At 71.3% G+C, this 18,523-nt stretch carries 5 protein-coding genes and 1 pseudogene; 1 reads left to right on the forward strand and 5 read right to left on the reverse strand.

Annotated elements, in window-relative coordinates; genetic code table 11:
- Positions 1 to 598: 598 nt before the first annotated feature.
- The 3 genes from EDD93_RS38700 to EDD93_RS38710 form a co-directional block, all read right to left on the reverse strand.
- On the reverse strand, positions 599 to 1,189 hold the full coding sequence (locus tag EDD93_RS38700) for a hypothetical protein (protein ID WP_123531716.1): 591 nt from the start codon (positions 1,187 to 1,189) through the stop codon (positions 599 to 601).
- A gap of 3 nt (positions 1,190 to 1,192) precedes the next feature.
- Entirely contained in the window at positions 1,193 to 2,581 is a 1,389-nt protein-coding gene (locus EDD93_RS38705; RefSeq protein ID WP_123531895.1) for a helix-turn-helix domain-containing protein, read from the reverse strand.
- Between the two features lie 78 nt (positions 2,582 to 2,659).
- Positions 2,660 to 4,129, reverse strand: coding sequence for an MFS transporter (locus tag EDD93_RS38710; protein ID WP_123531718.1), 1,470 nt, complete (start codon positions 4,127 to 4,129; stop codon positions 2,660 to 2,662).
- Positions 4,130 to 4,276: 147 nt separating this feature from the next.
- Here EDD93_RS38710 and EDD93_RS38715 point away from each other — a divergent pair, with 147 nt between their 5' ends.
- Positions 4,277 to 4,855, forward strand: a complete 579-nt coding sequence (locus EDD93_RS38715) for a TetR/AcrR family transcriptional regulator (protein WP_123531720.1) — start codon at positions 4,277 to 4,279, stop codon at positions 4,853 to 4,855.
- A 52-nt stretch (positions 4,856 to 4,907) separates the two neighbouring features.
- Here the strand turns inward: EDD93_RS38715 and EDD93_RS38720 are convergent, their stop codons facing one another.
- Together EDD93_RS38720 and EDD93_RS38725 are read right to left on the reverse strand one after the other, a co-directional pair.
- A complete protein-coding gene (locus tag EDD93_RS38720) occupies positions 4,908 to 6,980 on the reverse strand; it encodes an AAA family ATPase (RefSeq protein WP_185092669.1) in 2,073 nt (690 codons plus the stop codon).
- A gap of 109 nt (positions 6,981 to 7,089) precedes the next feature.
- Positions 7,090 to 18,522 (reverse strand): annotated as a pseudogene (locus EDD93_RS38725) (SDR family NAD(P)-dependent oxidoreductase); the annotation flags it as partial.
- Position 18,523: the final 1 nt, after the last annotated feature.

The raw sequence follows: 18,523 nt of genomic DNA on the forward strand, positions 1-18,523 counted from the left end.
CACAGGGGTGCTCCGCACCCTTGGCCGCCTTCGGCGTCCTGGGGCATCGTCACCTTCGGTGCCAATGCTCGGGCCTTCGGCCCGTGGGGCCGGCCTTCGGCCTGCCCCTGGCTGGCTGTAGGAGAGGGTGGCTTGTTCGTCAGTCTGTGCTGTTCAGGTGAGGGTGGTTGGGGTGTTCTCGGTGGTTCTGGTTCTTGTTGCGGGTTCTTCGTGGTTTGTGTTCCTCGGCCTGTTCCCGGTTGCAGTGTGCGCCCGTTCCCTGATGTCTCGTCATGCTGGTCCATCGGGTACCGGCCCAACTCCTGGTACGTCCCGGGTGCCCCTGACTGAGCATTAATTGGTCTACTCCAATTTAGCTCCCAGGAAGAACCGAGACCGCACCTGGCAACTCGTCAGGTCCACAAAGACAAAACACAAAAAAGCCCTCCCCGCCCCGAGAAAGACATCTGCACCTACGAAATGAACGCCGCCACGAAAGCCCCGGGAAATCGCTCTGTCGGGCACGGCGTCACATCCCGGCGCCCCGCCCCAGGTTCCGCGGCCCCCGTAACCCCGAAAGCTGACACCGCTCACCTGGGGCTGCTGGGAGGAGTGGCTGTCAGGCGCCGATCCCGATGGATCCGACGTAGGCATACGCGGCGTAGTCGGAGTCCAGGTCGGTGATGATGTCGTCCCAGATCTCGTCCAGGGTGTCCAGGTCACCCGCACCCCAGGCCTCGACCATGTCGTCCCAGACATAGCGGGCCTGCACGGAACGTTCGGAGATTTCCGGCCGGCGACGCTGCTCGTCCACGGCCGACTGGTCCACCGGGTAGATCTCGATCCGCCGGCCCCGGCCGGCGTTGTCGAGCAACCGCTTCAACGCACCCGAACGCACCAAGTTGTCCCGACGACGCTCCTGATAGGCCCTGTCGACCGCCTCCAGCTTCGAGCGGCTGGGACGCACCCCACGCTCCCAGGAACGCAGCAGCCGCGCACTGACCCCGTGCCTGGCAAGAACTTCACGACCGGGCCGACTGTCAAGATAGTTCAGACGCGCGGAAAGCCCGCGGCTTGTCGTGACCGGCGAGGCAATACCGCCTTCACGCGCGATGCGATCGAGCTCGGCCGCCAGCGCCCGAGCACCACTCACTCCCCGGGCCCCGTACTTCTGCCATTCGCCCCAGAGGTCGGTCGCGCCGCCTGTCATGGGCTACTCCCCCAGCGTGTAGATGAATTTTGCTTTGACCTGGGAAAGGTCGCGGCCTTCCGGGAACACCGTCTGCCAGTCCCCGGCGACGTGCAGTTCGTCCGTACCCGACATCTGAACGACTGTCAGCCCCGACGTGTGTGCCTTATGCGCTTTCAGCCACAGATTCACAAATGCCTGCGAACGAATGATATGCATCCAGTCAGGACGCCGGATCTCCCGGTTCGCAGTACTCTCCCCGATCGTGGACACAAACTTAGAATACATGGACTTCACGTATTCCAAGGTCGTTTCATCACCACTGGAAATAGCTTCCCTGCGCACCTCGGCAAGAGTGCGGCGCATCTTCTCCAACAACCCTTCCGAGGCACCCGACGTCCACGACTCATGAATCAGCGGAGCCTCGGCCAACCCGAGTTTCGCGCAACGCAACAGAAGACGGAGGGTGGGCTCCGTCACCCACAGGGGCCCTGGTTCCTTGCGTGCGCCGAGCGGTGACGGGAGATCCGGCTGATCCCAGGGGGCAGGGGTGATCCGATGGATACCGGATCGCTTCGGGTCGTGATGGTCGCCCTGGGAATGAACGAGTTTCCCGATCGGCAACCACGCCTTCAGCGCGCTCAGATAGGCGGCATTCATATCCAGAGCAGTAACCTCAAGAGTCACGTGCCCACCACGAGCGGCACGATGCAGCTCCTCCGAACGCCACTTCGGACGCGCTTCCCAAACCTGGTCAGCGCCTTTCTGTGATGCCTTCTTCAGGATATCGGCGGTAGGTGGAAACTCCGAGTGCTCATAACGGCCACCGACCCGCGAAGCGGCGAACAGAGCCATCACATCCGGTACGGCTGTTTTGATGAGCGCGGCCTGCGCGGCTCCCAAATCACCGTTATGCGTGGTGAGTTCCTCCGTCACGCGTCCACTGACACGATCCGCGAGCGGCCCCGCAGGCACAACCGACCGCCTCGGAACCACCGGCGCCGGCGCGGGCGGCGCCGAGGCGGCCGCGACGGGGGCCGGGACCGATGCGGCCGGAGCCGGGACCGGTGCGGCGGGCGCGGGAGCAGCGGGAGCGGGACCAGCGGGCGGGGCTGTGAGTGGCGGCGTTTCGAGTGGGATGAGGGTCAGCTGCCCACCGGTCGCGATGCGGTCCGTGGGCAGTTTCGCCAGGGCGTGGGTGGGGCCCGCGAGGAGATCCAGCACGGGGATCCCCCAGTGGGCGGCGAGCTGGTCGCAGTCCGTCAGCGTCCACGAGGCCTTTCCGCGCTGTCTGCGGCTGATCTGGCTCTGTGTCAGCCCCAACGCGGTGGCCAGAGCGGCCTGCTGCTCACCGGTGCGGTGCGCAATCGCGGTCACCGTCACCCGCAGCGTTTCCTCCGTACTCATCAGCATGAGCACACCCTACCTAGCCTATGCGTATGTCGCATAGGTGATGGGGCGTGCTCATGTGTTCCAGTGCTGGGGTTGTGGTCAGCGGCTGGTCGCGGGCGCGCTGTTCAGCGGGGTGACCGCGTCCGGGGTGGTGGTGTGCTTCGGGAGTACGGAGTCCTGTGCGGGCTTGGGCTTCGTCAGCAGCAGCCCGGTGAACACTGCGGTGACCAGGGTGACGATGCCCGCGGCAAGGAAGGCGCTGTTGAGGCCGGTCTCGAAGGTGGCACCGCTGGACTGCCGGGAGCGGACGATGGCTCCGAGTACGGCGACGCCGAAGACGGCGCCGATCTGCCGGGTGGTGCTGCTGACGCCGGATGCGAGGCCGCCTTCCTGCGGGCTGACCGCCTGGATCGCGGCTCCGGTGAGCGGGGACATGGCCAGGGCGAATCCGGTGCCGGCGATTGCCAGGCGCCACCACACGTTCCCGTATGCGGTGTCGGCGTGGACGGTGCCGAGTGCGAGGAGTCCCAGGCCGGCCAGGGCGAGGCCGGTGGTGACCACGACGCGGAAGCCGTAGCGGGCGGCGAGGCGTCCTGCGTACGGGCTGACGACGACCATGGCGAGGGAGACGGGCAGGGTCTGCAGGCCGGCGCGCAGGATCGAGCTGCCCTGGACGTAGACGAAGAACTGGGAGAAGAAGAACGAGGAGCCCATGAGGGCGAATCCGACTACGACCATCGCGGTGTTGGACACGGTGAACAGGCGCTGCTTGAACAGTTGCAGGGGCAGCATGGGCGCGGCGCGGCGGGCTTCGACGGTGATGAAGGCCGCGAGGAGGATCACTGTGGCGGCGAAGCTGGCCAGGATGACCGGCGATGTCCAGCCGCGGGCGCCGCCCTCGATGAGGCCGTAGGTGAGCGCGCCCACGCTCAGGACGGACAGCACGGTGCCGGGGATGTCGATCGCGGGGGCGTTCGGGTTGCGGGACTCGGCGAGGTGGCGCAGGCCGACCAGCAGAAGGATCACGCCGATGGGCAGGTTGACGAGGAAGATGGCGGGCCAGCCGAAGGCCTGGGTCAGCACACCGCCGGCGACGGGGCCCGCAGCGAGGCCGATTCCGCTGAGTCCGGCCCACAGTCCGATCGCCTTGACGCGTTCCTGGGGCAGGGGGTAGGCGGCGGCGAGGAGGGCGAGTGAGGCGGGGGCGAGCGCGGCGGCTCCGATGCCCTGCAGGACCCGGCCCGTGATCAGCCAGCCGACGGAGGGTGCGAGGGCGCAGAACAGGGACGCGACGGTGAAGACCACGACGCCGGTGAGGTAGACGCGTTTGCGGCCGAACCGGTCGGCGAAGACGCCGCCGGACAGGAGAAGCATCGCGACCAGGAGTACGTAGGCGTCAACGATCCACTGCAGACCGGTCAGTTCCGTGTGGAGGCGGTGCTGCATGTCGGGCAGGGCCGCTCCGACGATCGTGTTGTCGAGCAGGACCATGAACTGGCCCAGGCAGGTGACCGTGAGGAGCACGGTTCGGTTCGGCCGGCTGTCCGGTGTTGCAGGCGATGCAGCCATGGGGGTTCCTCTCAATGTCATCGGTTGTGCCCGGCCACGACTGGTGTGATCGCCTTCCAGAACTTTAAGGCAGTCAGTGGCTGCGTTAAGAGACTATACGGAGGGTCACCCGTAAACGCAAGTCTGGACTGCGTTAAGGTGAGGGGTATGAATGGACAACAGCGAGCCCGGCGGCCCGGCGGGCGCAGCGCCCGTGTCGGCGCACAGGTACATCAGGCACTGACCGAACTGATCGGCGAGCGCGGGTACGGCCACTTCACCGTCGCGGAGGTCGCGGCCCGTGCGGGTGTGGCCGACAGCAGCATCTACCGCCGGTGGGGCAGCCTGGAGAACCTTCTCTCCGAGGTGATGCTCAGCCGCCTCAACGCGCAGTCACCCATGCCCGACACCGGGAGCCTGGCCGGTGACCTGCATGCCTACGCGGCCAACGTCGCCCGCGAGATCACCGGACCCGACGGGCTGGCACTCGTACGCCTGGCCGTCGCCCTCACCGGCACCGGTACCGGCCAGCAGGGTCAACAGGGGCGGGAGGCACGCGACAGCCTCCGCGACGAACGCACCCGCCAGATGCAGTCCATGCTCGACCGCGCCGCCGAACGCGGCGAGAGGACTCCCGCCGCACTCGACGTGCTCGACCACGTCCTCGCGCCGATGTATATCCGCGTCCTGTTCGGGATGGAACTCACCCCCCAGTACATCGACGGACTCGTCGACCGAATCCTCTGACACCCGCCACAGCAACACGGCGGCCGCGCGCGGCACCGCGCCCGCGCAACCGTCAGGCAGACCCGGCGGTGACGGTGCACAGGCGCTTGGTGGCCCGGGTCAGGGCCACGTACAAGTCCCTCTCCCCGCCAGGGCGAGCCGCGATGATCTCCTCCGGATCCATCACCACCACCCCGTCGAACTCCAGACCACGCGCCTGCGACGCCGGCACCACACGCGCATGACGAGCGACACCCCCGGCCACCAACTCGCCCACCCTGGAGTCCGCACACACCACCCCCAAAAGCTCATCCGGGAACTCAGCCCCCTGGACGGACACCTCCCGCGCAACAGCGGCGACCGACCCACCCGACGGCACAGTCACCGAACGGGGGTGCTCACCACTGCGCAGAGACCGCGCAGGCACCTGATCCGGAGCGATCCGCGCCAGCAGACCCCGCACACTCTCCAGAATCTCCTGCGTCGTGCGATAACTCACGCTCAGACTGTGCCGCTTGAACCTCCGCCCCACGTGAGGACTCAACGCCTCCTCCCAGCCGGCCGCCGTCACCACCGGACCCGCCTGCGCGAAATCGCCCACCAGCGTCATCCCCCGGCCCGGACAACGCCGGACAACCATCCGCCACTCCATCCCCGTCAGCTCCTGCGCCTCGTCGACCACCACATGCCCGAACACCCGCTCGGGAGGGCCATCGGTCAAGGACGCCGCCTCGTCCAGGAGCGGGACATCGGCACCGGTCCACGGGTCACCCGCACTACGCAGCAGCAGGGACCGCTCCTGTTCGGTCACGCCCGGCAGGTGCTCGGCGAGAGCGTCCTCGTCCCCCAGCAGCGCGTTCACGAGGTCACCCGGCACAAGCCTCGGCCACAGCGCCTCGACCGCGCCGTCCATACCGGCATCACCCAGGAGGTCGGCCCGGATGGCATCCAGGTCCAGCTCATGGACCGGGCCCGGGTCTCCGGCGCCTTCGGCACGACGCCGAGCGGCCCCCGTGAACCGGTCGAGATCCAGACCCGTCATCCTCTCGGTGTCGGCGTCGATCTGCTCCAGGACGTCGCCCATGTCCCGTTGCATCGCATCGGTCACCGCATCGGCCAGGAGCTCCTTGAACACCTGGCGCGCGGGATTGTGTCCCGATACGGCCGCGACAGCGGTATCGCGCGCCGCGGCCACTTCCCTCTCGGGAAGCGAGATCACTTCCTGACCGACCTGCACCGTGAAATCACCGGCGGGAGCTTGATACGAACGCAGGAGGCCGGCCAGGGCGTCGGCGAAGTCGGAGCTGCCCTTGAGCCGTGCCGTGCCGAAAGGGTCCACCGCGTCCGTGAACACCCCGGCCAGCTCCTGACACGTCGCCAGGACCACGTCGTTCTCACCCAGCGAGGGAAGGACCTGGGAAATGTAGTCCAGGAAACGGGCATTCGGGCCCACCACCAGGACCCCCTCCTCCGCGGCACGCGGGAAGGCGTACAGGACGTAGGCCGCCCGGTGCAGGGCGACGACCGTCTTGCCGGTGCCGGGCCCGCCCTGCACCACGGTCACCCCCCGGTGGGGGGAGCGGACGATCTCGTCCTGCTCGGCCTGCAGCGTCGCGACGGCCGCGTTCATCCTGCCCGTACGCCGCGCCGACAGAGCCTCGACCAGCGGTCCGTCCCCCACCACGTCCTGATCGGTCGGGGCGCTCCCGTCCAGCAGCTCGTCGCTCACCGAGACGACGGTGCGGTCGTCGAGGCGCAGATGCCTGCGCCGCCGCAGGTCCATCGGGTGGACCGGTGTCGCCTCGTAGAAGGGCCGCGCCGCGTTCGCGCGCCAGTCCACGAGCAGCGGCAGCTCGTCCTCCTCCGTATGGAGGCCGATCCGCCCGATGCGCAGGGCCGTGCCGTCCGACCAGTCGATGCGCCCGAAGACCAGGCCCATTTCGGCGCTCTCCAGCCGGCCGATCTCCTTGGCCAGCCGGTCGGCGGCGATATCTCTCTCGTACGCCTCACCGGCGCTTTCCGCCGGAGCCTTCAGCACACTCGCCCGGTGTACTCGCGCCTCGGAAAGCCGCTCGGTGATCAGCTCGTACAACGAGGACACATAGTCCTGCTCCGATTCAACCGCACGCACAGCAGAATCGTTCATATTCAACAACAAGAAGCTCCTTCGATTCGAGCAACACCATACGGACGAAGCTCCATAAAGATAAGTCTTGACTTACTTGTCGGGGTTATGCCCCCGTGTCCGACCGCTTTTACGCGTCACGCATTCCGCTGCCACATATATCGGAATGCTGGACGGAATGGCTCTTGAGTGAATCGAGCCAGTTCCGCAGGTGCGTGGCGGTCTCTGCCGCCCGGTCCTCGATGATCGAGAAGTGATCCGCCTCGATGTACTCGGCCGGTCCACGGTGTTGCCAGTCGGGAACGGGTTCGGCGTCGAAGCCGCTCAGCGTCACGGTGGCCCGCAGATTCAGCGTCGGCGCAGCAATCCGTCCGGTCCCGCGCTCGGGGTAGATCCGCACGTAGCCGCCCATGGAGACCAGGCTGTGGTCATCGACGGGAGTCAGTGCGTTGTCCCGGGACAGGACCTGTCCCAGCGCGTCGACAAGGACGCGCTGGGTTGCTTCGTCCTCGTCCGGGGCGTAGGTGTCGATCATCGCGAGGCCCACGAGCTCCCCGCCCTTACTCTCCACCCGGCGGGCGACCGCGTGGGCGACCGCGCCACCGGCCGAATAGCCGACCAGCGCCACCGGACCACGCCCGCACTCCGGCACAACTGCCGCTGCGAGGCTCTCGATCGCCGCCTCCCACGTCGCCGGCAGCTCCTCGCCGGCGCGCATGCCGGGCAGCCGCAACACACTGACCTGCCGCTCGCCGCCCAGCTCGCGGGCCAGGCGGGCGAACTGGTGAGGGCCCGACCCCGCCAGGAACGACGGGATGCAGACCAGTGCCGGTGCCCCGGTGCCGCGCGCCAGGAGCTGCACCTCGGCCGGACGCCGCCCGCCGGCCTCGTCGGCGGTGTACGTGGGCATCAGTGCCGAACTCGCCACCAGCAGAGGCATCGCCGCCGCCAGTTCGCCGCGGCGGTGTGCCGCCGACACCAGGTCGGTGAGCGTGCCGCGCACCCCGGCCGGTTCCTGCTCGGCCACATCGGCGGCGGGCTCCTCGATCCTCGATCGCACGAGCTTCGCCACATCGGCGGCGGTCGGGTGATCGAAGATCAGCGTCAGCGGCAGCTCCAGACCGGCCAGTTGGGCGAGCCGGTTACGGAATTCCACGGCACCGAGGGAGTCGAACCCGAGCTCCGTGAACAGTGCGTGCGGGTCGATCGCCTCACCGGACCGGTGACCGAGGACCGCCGCCGCGACGCTGCGCACCTCGCGCAGGATCACACCGTCACGGTCCGCGTCGGGCAGCGCGGCCAGTCGCTGCGTCAGGCTGACATCCGTAGCCTCGGCAGCCGGGGACACCCGGATCATCGCGCGCAGCATCGCGGGCAGGGTGCCGCCGCGCGCCAGGTCGGTGAGCGCCGCCGTGTCCAGCAGTGCGGTCACCGCAGTCGCGCGCTCCGTCGCGAGCGCGTTGTCGAACAGCGCCATGCCGGACTCCGCGTCGATCGGGACCAGGCCCAGCCTGCTCCGGATCCGGCGGGTGTACTGCTCGCCGTCTTCCCCTCCGAGCGCCCCGGCCATGCCGACGGTCCACAGTCCCCAGGCCAGTGAGTGCGCGGGCAGACCCGCGCCGCGCCGTACGCGCGCCAGCGCGTCCAGTACGCCGTTCGCAGCCGCGTAGTTGCCCTGCCCCTGTCCGCCGAGCAGCGGTGCCGCCGACGAGAACAGCACGAACGCGGACAGGTCCAGGTCACGGGTGAGCTCGTGCAGGTGCAGTGCCGCATCGACCTTCGGTGCCAGCACCCGCGTCGTCTGCTCGGTGGTGAGGCTGTCGAGCGTGCCGTCGTCCAGGACGCCCGCCGTGTGGATCACAGCGGTCAGCGGAACTTCGGTGTCGATACCGGCCAGCAGGGCCTCGACGGCGGCGCGTTCGGTGACGTCGCATCCCACGACCCGGATCCGGGCTCCGAGAGCGGTCAGCTCGGCAGCCAGTTCGTCGGCACCGTCCGCGGCCGGGCCGCGCCGCGACGCCAACAGCAGGTGCCGTGCGCCGTGTTCGGTGACCAGGTGCCGGGCGACGATCGCGCCGATGCCCCCTGTCCCGCCGGTGATGAGGACCGTGCCTCGGTCGAACGACGGCGGCAGGCCCGGTTCGGTGGCGGGAAGCGGCTGCAGGCGCGGCGCCAGGAGCCGGCCCTCGCGGACGGCCAGGTGCGGTTCGTCCTGGGCCACGGCGGCGGCGAGGGACGCGACCGGCAGGGCGTCGCCGTCGTGGTCGATGAGCAGGAACCGGCCCGGGTACTCGGACTGTGCGCTGCGCACCAGAGCGGCCACGGCTGCCCCGACCAGCTCGGGTTGCTCACCGGGCAGTCCGGCGGCCCGGTGCGTCACGATCGCGAGCCGGGCGGGGTGCCCGGCGCTGTTCCAGCTCTGCAGGAGGGCGAGCGTGGTCAGCACACCGGCATGCACCTCAGCCGCACCGCCGGCCGCTTCGCGGGGTGCCTGCCACAGCACCGTGTGGGGGACGTCCCGCAGCTCGCCGAGTTCCGCCGGGCCGGCGCAGCTGGTGAGAGGCTCGGGGGCCTCGACGACCGCGGGGTCGCCCAGCACCACGATGCTCCGGGCGTCCGCCTTGTGGGCGGCGGGCACGGCGACCCATTCGAGGTCGAACAGCGGTGCCGCGCCCTGCAGCTGGGCCAGCGCCGCCCGCTCGATCGGGCGGACCCGCACCGACTCCACGCTCAGTACCGGGGCGCCGGTCGCGTCGACGGCGTCCACGCGGAAGGTGTCCGGCGCGGTGCGGGCGATACGGACGCGCAGGGCGCCCACGCCGGACTGCGCCAGCTGTACACCGCCGAAGGCGGACGGCAGGGGCGTCCGGCCGTCGGGCCCCTTGCCGGCGAGAAGGCCGACAGCGGCGTGGAAGACCGCGTCCAGCAGCGCCGGGTGCAGCCCGAACGCCGTGGCACGCGCTGCGGTACCGGCGTCGAGTGCGAGATCCGCGAAGACCTCCTCCCCGCGCAGCCACGCCGTACGGACCCCCTGGAACGCCGGGCCGAACGCGAACCCGAGATCGCCGAGCACGCGGTACACCTCTGCCCCGTCGACCGGTTCACCCTCGGCCGGGGGCCAGTCCCGGTGCCAGGCCGGTGCCGGGGCCGGCGTGGCGGGAGTGAGCAGGCCACGGGCCTGCGGCACCCAGGTGCCGGCGACACGGGCGTGGACCGTCACGGTCCGGTGCCCGTCGGCGTCGGGTCCGCCCACGGCGAGCTGAAGGTCCGTGCCGCCCTCGGCCGGGAGGATCAGCGGTGCCTCGAGGGCCAGTTCCGCCAGGCGCGGCACGCCGAGCCGGGCGCCGGCGGCCAGTGCCAGTTCCACGAATCCGGTCCCCGGCATCACGGCCGTGCCGAGAACGGTGTGGTCGGCGAGCCAGGGGTGTGTGCGCTGCGAGAGCCTGCCGGTGAACAGCCACTCGTCCGTGCCGGCGAGCTGTACCTGGGCGTGCAGCAGCGGATGGCCGGTGGAGTCGGCGCCGGCGAGCGGCGCGGCGCTCTCCGCGGGCTGCAGCCAGAAGCGTTCGTGCTGGAAGGGGTAGGTGGGCAGCGCGATCCGTGTCTGCGGCCGGTCTCCGAAGCAGCCGGCCCACCGCACCGGCCGGCCCGCGCAGTGCGCCGCAGCCAGCGCGGTGACCAGCTGCTCGGGTTCGGCGGCCGTGCGGCGGGATCCCGCGACGACGGATGCGCGCTGTGCGGGGTCGGCTGCCAGCGTGGCTCGGGTCATGGCGGTCAGCACCGCGTCGGGGCCCAGTTCGACGAAGAGGCCGACACCCGACCGGAGGAGGGAGCGCACGGCCGGAGCGAAGCGCACGGCCTCGCGCACCTGCCGTACCCAGTACTCGGGCGTGCCCGTGAGTCCGTCGGCGAAGGCTCCCGAGACCGTGGAGCACAGCGCGATGCGCGGCTCGTGGTACGTCAGGTCCGCGGCGATCTCCGCGAAGTCGGCCAGCATGGGGTCCATCAGGGCGGAGTGGAAGGCGTGGCTCACCCGCAGCCGGCTCGTCCTGACGCCCTCGGCGACCAGCGTCGACTCGAGCGCCGACACCGCGTCGGTGTTGCCGGAGAAGACCACCGCTTCGGGAGCGTTGACCGCCGCCAGGGAGACCGCGGCGGCCGGATCGGTGTTGATGGCTGCCAACAGCTCCGCGGCCCGTGCTTCCGGAACCGCGGCGGCCAGCATGCTTCCCCCGGCCGGCAGCGCCCCCATCAGGCGGCCCCGGGCCGCGACGAGCCGGCACGCGTCCGGCAGCGACCACACACCGGCCACGTGTGCGGCGGCCAGCTCACCGATCGAGTGCCCGGCCACCGCGTCCGGGCTCACGCCCATGGACTCCACGAGGCGGAACATCGCGACCTCGAACGCGAACAGCGCGGGCTGGGCGTACTCGGTGCGATCGAGCAGGGCCTCGTCGCCCGCACCGAACATCACATCCCGCAGCGCGTGCTCCAGGTGCGCGTCGAACTCCGCGCACACCTCGTCGAGCGCGGCCGCGAACACCGGGAACTCCCCGTACAGTCCGGCGCCCATCCCGATCCGCTGCGCGCCCTGACCGGTGAACAGGAACGCTGTCGTACCGGCCCGGCCGGCTCCTTCGACCACGCCCGCTCCGGTCTCACCGGCCGCCAGCCGTGCCAGGGCCGCCAGCAGCGACTCCCGGTCCGGGCCCACGACCGCGGCGCGCTCCTCGAGCTGCGCGCGGTGCAGTGCCAGCGTCGACGCGACGTCGCTGAGGCCGAGTTCGGGGCGTTCGCTCAGCGTGTCGTGCAGGCGGCGTGCCTGGGACCGCAGCGCCGCGGGCGTCCGCGCGGACAGCAGCAGCGGCACAGCCGCCGGGGCGGGTGCGGCGACCGGCGCCGGCGGGGCTGCGGGCGCCTCCTCGATGATCACGTGTGCGTTGGTCCCGCTGATCCCGAACGACGACACGCCCGCCCGGCGCGGCTGCTCACCGGCCGGCCACGGCTCCGCGTCGGTCAGGATCCGTACCGCGCCCGCCGCCCACTCCACGTGCGGCGAGGGAGCATCGACATGCAGGGTGGCCGGCAGCACCTCGTGCTGGAGCGCCTGCACCATCTTGATCACACCGCCGACACCGGCCGCCGCCTGTGTGTGCCCGATGTTCGACTTCAGCGAGCCGATCCGCAGCGGCTCGGCTCGCTCCTGCCCGTAGGCGTTGATCAGCGCCTGCGCCTCGATCGGGTCGCCCAGCGTGGTGCCGGTGCCGTGTGCCTCCACCACGTCCACCTCGGCCGCGGCCACACCCGCGTTGGCCAGTGCCTGGGCGATCACCCGCTCCTGGGAGGGGCCGTTGGGTGCGGTCAGGCCGTTGCTCGCACCGTCCTGGTTGATGGCGCTGCCTCGGATGACGGCCAGTACCGGACGCCCGTTCCGCTGCGCGTCGGACAGTCGTTCGAGGGCCAGTACGCCGACGCCCTCGGCCCACGAGACACCGTCGGCACCGCTTGAGAACGCCTTGCAGCGTCCGTCCGGCGACAGCGCCCGCTGCCGGGAGAACTCCAGGAACAGCAGCGGAGTCGACATGACCGTCACCCCGCTGGCCAGGACCAGCGAGCTCTCCCCCGCGCGCAGCGCCTGGACCGCCAGGTGCAGAGCCACCAGCGACGAGGAGCACGCCGTGTCCACCGTCACCGCGGGTCCTTCCAGACCGAGGGAGTAGGACACCCGACCGGAAACGACACTGCCGGCGGACCCGGTCGCCAGATAGCCTTCCGCGGCGCCGTCGGCGGCCTCGCGCGCCGTGTAGCCGTAGTCCTGGTACATGACGCCCGCGTAGACCCCGGTGTCGCTGCCCCGCAGTGAGGTCGGATCGATACCGGCGTCTTCGAGCGCTTCCCAGGACGTCTCCAGCAGCAGCCGCTGCTGCGGGTCCATCGCCGCGGCCTCGCGGGGTCCGATCCCGAAGAACGCGGCGTCGAAGTCACCTGCGGCGTCCAGGAACCCGCCTTCCCGGGTGTAGATCTTGCCCGGCTTGCCCGGATCGGTGTCATACAGGTGATCGACGTCCCAGCCCCGGTCTCCCGGGATCGGGGTGATCGCGTCGACCCGCCCGTCGATCAGGTCCCAGAGCTGGCCGGGGTTCTCTACGCCGCCGGGGTACCGGCAGCTCATACCGACGATCGCGATCGGCTCGTCGGCAGCCCTGCTCCTGGTCCCGGCCGAGGCGGGACGCGGCCGCGCCGGCTGCGAACCGTCGACCCTGGTGCGCAGGAAGCCCGCGACAGCGGCGGCGGTCGGATAGTCGAACACCAGCGTGGACGGGAGCTGGACACCGGTGGCGGCGGTCACCTTGTTGCGGAACTCGATTCCGCCGAGCGAGTCGAAGCCCAGTTCCGTGAACGGTGTCCCGGGGGCGACGGCGTCGGCCGACTCGTGGCCGAGGACCGCGGCGGCGATCGCGCGGACCTCGTTGAGGATCAGCGGCTCCCACTGCTCCTCGGGGGCATCGAGCAACCGCTGACGCAACGGGCTGTCGGCGATCCGGTCGCGCGACGGCAGGCGGATCAGGCCGCGCAGCAGCGCGGGCAGCGTGCCGAGCCGGCCCAGTGCGGTGAGGGCCGGTGTGTCGAGCAGCGCGGTCATCAGCATCGGTTCACCGGAGGTCAACGCGCTGTCGAGCATCTGCATGCCGGTGTCCGGCTCGATCGGGGTGAGACCGAGACGGGTGCGGATCTGGCGCACCATGTTCTCGCCACCCGCGTCGTTCAGCGCCTCGGCCATGCCGAGCTTCCACAGTCCCCAGGCCAGCGAGTGCGCGGCCAGGCCGGCGCTGCGGCGGGCCTGGACGAGCGCGTCCATCGCCGCGTTCGCGGCCGCGTAGTTGCCCTGGCCCTGCCCGCCGAGCAGCGGCCCGGCGGAGGAGAACAGCACGAACGCGGACAGGTCCAGGTCGCGGGTCAGCTCGTGCAGATGCCAGGCGGCGTCGACCTTCGGGGCGAGCACGCGGTCCACCTGCTCGGCGCTCAGGGTCTCGATCGTGCCGTCGTCGGACACGCCCGCGGTGTGCACCACGGCGGTCAGCGGCTGGTGCGCGGGTACGGAGTCCAGCAGCGCGGCGACCTCGGCGCGCTCGCTGACGTCGCACGCGGCGACGCGCACGTCGGCGCCCAGCGCGGTCAGCTCGGTGACCAGTTCCTCGACACCCGGTGCGGCCGCGCCCCGGCGCGAGGCGAGGAGCAGGGTGCGCACCCCGTGGCGGGCGACCAGGTGGCGTGCGGTGACTGCGCCGAGGCCGCCCGCGCCGCCGGTGATCAGGACCGTGCCGTCGCCGAAGTCCGCGCCGGCCGGTTCGCCCGTGGCCGCACGCACCAGCCTCGGGACCACGGTTGCGCCGTCGCGGATCGCGAGCTGCGGTTCATCCATGGCGGCCGCGGCGGCGATCAGCGGGAGCAGGTCCGCGCCGTCGCCGGGGTCGATGTCCAGGTCGACGTTCACGATGCGCCCCGGGTTCTCCGACTGCGCGCTGCGTACCAGGCCTCGGACGGCCGCAGCCGCAGGGTCCGGCGTCTCACCGGGCAGGCCTGCCCCGTTGCGGGTCAGCACGACCAGTGCCGAGTCGGCGCAGCCCGGTTCGGTGAGCCAGCCGCGCAGCACCGCGAGGGCTCTGTGCACGGCCCTGCGAATGGCTGCGGGGACGTCCTCGCCGTCCGCCTGTGCCGTCTCGGGCGACCAGACGACGGCCGCGCCGGCATGACCGCCGCCGCCTGCCGCGAACGCGGCGACGTCCGCGAAGGTCTCGGCGCAGCCCGCGACGGACCGCCCCAGTGCGACCGGTTGCCCGTCGGGCGCCGCCGGCGCCGTCACCGACGTCCAGTCCACGGCGTAGAGCGGGCTGCGGGCCCCGGCGAGAGCGCTCGCGTCCGCGGGGCGGGCGAGTACGGCGTCGATCGACAGGACCGCGGCGCCACCGGCGTCGCAGGCGTCGATACGCACCTTCTGGGGACCCGAGCGGATGATGCGGGCCCAGACCGAGGTGGCGCCGGGCCGGAACACCCGGACGCCGCCGAAGGAGAACGGGAGCGGCAGCCGGCCGTCGGGCAGGTCCTCGGCGAGCACGTCGATGGCGGCGTGGAAGACCGCGTCCAGGAGTGCGGGATGCACCCCGAAACCCGCTGCCCGGCCCGCCGCCGTCTCGTCCAGGGTGACCTCGGTGAACACCTCGTCACCGTCGGTCCAGGCGGCGCGCACGCCCTGGAAGCTCGGGCCGTAGCCGAATCCCAGGTCGGTGAGCCGGTCGTACAGGCGCGCCCCGTCGACCGGTGTGCCGTCGGCGGGCGGCCAGTCGGGGTCGGTCCAGTCCGGTGTCACGCTGTCGGCGGGGGCGAGCGCGCCGGTGGCGTGGAGCGTCCACTCCGGCTCGCCCGGGTGGGACGGCGCGGGGCCGGTGACGGCACGCGAGTGGATCGACAGGCGTCGGCGGCCGGTGTGATCGGGTTCGCTCACCGAGAGCTGCACGTCTGCGGCGGCGGTGCCGTCGAGGAGCAGCGGTGTCGCCAGGACGAGTTCGTCCAGGACGGGCAGGTCCAGCCGGCGCCCCGCGGCCAGGGCGAGGTCGACGAATCCGGTGCCGGGCAGAAGCACCGATCCGAAAGCCGTGTGGTCGGCGATCCACGGCAGGTCGGCGACGGAGAGGCGGCCGCTGAACAGCCATTCGTCGCGTCCGGCGAGCGGTGCGGCGACACGCAGCATCGGATGATCGAGCGCGTGCAGGCCGGCGCGGCTCATGTCACCCAGCGCGTCGTCGTCGGGCTGTACCCAGTAACGGCGGTGCTGGAAGGCGTAGACGGGCAGATCGAGGTGGCGGGCGGGGCCTTCCGGCATCAGCGGCGCCCAGTCGACAGCGGCGCCCGAGCAGTGCACGGCGGCGAGCAGCCGCAGGAACTGACCGGCCTCGTCGACACCGCGCCGTGCCGCCGCCGTGACCAGCGAGCGGGACTCCTCCTCGTCGCCAAGTGTCTGACGGGTCATCGCCGCCAGTACCGCGTCCGGGCCCACCTCGACGAACCGGCGCACGCCGGCATCGGCGAGCGAGCGCACCGCAGGTGCGAACCGCACGGCTTCACGCACCTGCCGCACCCAGTACCGCGGTGTCAGCAGCTCGGAGCCGGCCATCGCGCCGGTCACCGTGGAGCACACGCCGATGCGCGGCGTCCGGTACTCCACCGATGCGGCGACCCGCTCGTACTCGGCGAGCATCGGCTCCATCAGGGCCGAGTGGAAGGCGTGGCTGACCGTCAGCCGCTTGGTCCGCACGCCCTCTTCGGCCAGCTGGTCCTCCAGCGCGTGGATCGCCGCCGCCTCGCCGGAGAACACAGCCGCCTCGGGCGCGTTCACGGCCGCCAGTGAGACCGTCCCGGCCGCGAGCAGTTGCCGCGCCCGCTCCTCCGGCACCGCGGCGGCCAGCATCGCGCCACCGGCCGGCAGCGCCCCCATCAGCCGGCCCCGGGCGGCGACGAGCCGGCACGCATCGGCCAGCGACCACACCCCGGCCACATGGGCTGCGGCCAGCTCACCGACCGAGTGCCCGGCCACCACGTCCGGGGTCACGCCGAACGACTCCAGCAGGCGGTACAGCGCCACCTCGAACGCGAACAGGGCGGGCTGCGTGAATTCCGTGCGGTCCAGCAGGGCGGAGCGCCCGGTGCCACCGGACATGACCTCGCGCAGCGACACCCCCAGCAGGGTGTCGAGCTCCGCGCACACCTCGTCGAGGGCGGCGGCGAACACGGGGAACGCGGCAGCCAGCCCCGCGCCCATACCGGTGCGCTGCGCGCCCTGGCCGGTGAACAGGAAGGCCGTCTCACCGGCGGTGGCGGCGCCCGAGACCACGTGCGGGGATTCCGCACCCGCGGCGAGGGCCGTGAGGCCGCTGAGGAGACCGGCCCGGTCGGCGCCGAGCACCGCGCCGCGCCGGCCCAGCCGAGCGCGCCCAGTGATCAGGACGGCAGCGATGTCGGCGTCCTCGGCCTCGGGGTGGTCGGCGAGCCAGGCCAGCAGCCGGCCCGCCTGGGCCCGGAGCGCGGGCTGCGACTTGGCCGAGAGCAGCCACGGCGCCGGCAGCGCCGGGCGGACCTGCTCCTGCTCCTGCTCCTGCCCCCGTCCCTGTGTCCGGTCCTGGTCCTGGTCCTGTGCGACAGCTTCGCGGGCGGACGGCGCCTCTTCGAGGATCACGTGCGCGTTGGTCCCGCTGATCCCAAACGACGACACGCCCGTGCGGCGCGGCCGGTCGAGCTCGGGCCACGGCTGAGCCCGCGTCAGCAGTTTCACGGTGCCCGCCGACCAGTCGACCTCGGGGGTCGGCTCGTCCACGTGCAGGGTCGAGGGCATGACGCCCTCCCGCATCGCCATGACCATCTTGATCACACCCGCGACACCTGCCGCGGCCTGTGTGTGACCGATGTTCGACTTGACCGAACCCAGCCACAACGGGTTGTCGTCCGCACGGGCCCGGCCATAGGCGGACAGCAGCGCCTGCGCCTCGATGGGATCGCCCAGACGCGTACCCGTACCGTGCGCCTCCACCGCGTCCACCTCGGACCCGGACAGCCGCGCGTCGGCCAGCGCGGCCCGGATGACCCGCTCCTGCGCGGGCCCGTTCGGTGCGGTCAGCTGGCTGCTCGCACCGTCCTGGTTCACCGCGGAACCGCGCAGCACCGCCAGCACCCGGTGCCCGTTGCGCTGTGCGTCCGACAGCCGCTCCAGCACCAGGACGCCCACGCCCTCGGCCCAGCCGGTGCCGTCGGCCGACGAGGAGAACGCCTTGCAGCGCCCGTCCGGCGCCAGCCCGCGCTGCCGGGAGAACTCCACGAACGTGCCCGGTGTCGCCATCACCGTGACACCGCCGGCCAGCGCCATGGAGCATTCGCCCCCGCGCAGCGACTGGGCCGCGAGGTGCAGCGCGACCAGCGAGGACGAGCACGCGGTGTCGACCGTCACCGCCGGCCCCTCCAGGCCGAAGGTGTAGGACAGCCGGCCCGACGCGATGCTGCCGGCGCTGCCGGTCAGCAGGTAGCCCTCGAACTCCTCGGGCGCACGGGGAGTCCGGGAGCCGTAGTCGTCGTACATGACGCCCGCGTACACCCCGGTGCGGGTGCCGCGCAGCGCGGTCGGGTCGATGCCCGCGTGCTCGACGGCTTCCCACGCCGTCTCCAGGAGCAGCCGCTGCTGGGGATCCATCGCCGCCGCCTCGCGGGGGCTGATGCCGAAGAACTCGGCGTCGAACCGGTCCGCCTCGTACAGGAAGCCGCCCTCGCGGGAGTACGAGGTCCCGAGGTGGTCGGGTTCGGGGTGGTACAGGGCCTCCAGGTCCCAGTCGCGGCCGTCCGGGAAGGGGCCGACGGCGTCGCGTTCGGCGCGCAGCAGCTCCCACAGGTCGTCCGGGGAGGCGACACCGCCCGGCAGGCGGCAGGCCATGCCCACGATCGCGACCGGCTCGTGTGCGCGATCCTCCAGCTCCTGCACCCGCTGGCGGCTCTCCCGCAGGTCGACGGTCGCCCGCTTGAGG

It is taken from the genome of Streptomyces sp. 840.1 (genome assembly GCF_003751445.1).
Taxonomy (GTDB): Bacteria; Actinomycetota; Actinomycetes; order Streptomycetales; family Streptomycetaceae; genus Streptomyces.

Coding starts and splice junctions, on each gene's coding strand:
- EDD93_RS38705 (WP_123531895.1), bottom strand. CDS start 2,581: ATGCTGATGAGTACGGAGGAAACGCTGCGGGTGACGGTGACCGCGATT.
- EDD93_RS38710 (WP_123531718.1), bottom strand. CDS start 4,129: ATGGCTGCATCGCCTGCAACACCGGACAGCCGGCCGAACCGAACCGTG.
- EDD93_RS38700 (WP_123531716.1), bottom strand. CDS start 1,189: ATGACAGGCGGCGCGACCGACCTCTGGGGCGAATGGCAGAAGTACGGG.
- EDD93_RS38715 (WP_123531720.1), top strand. CDS start 4,277: ATGAATGGACAACAGCGAGCCCGGCGGCCCGGCGGGCGCAGCGCCCGT.
- EDD93_RS38720 (WP_185092669.1), bottom strand. CDS start 6,980: ATGAACGATTCTGCTGTGCGTGCGGTTGAATCGGAGCAGGACTATGTG.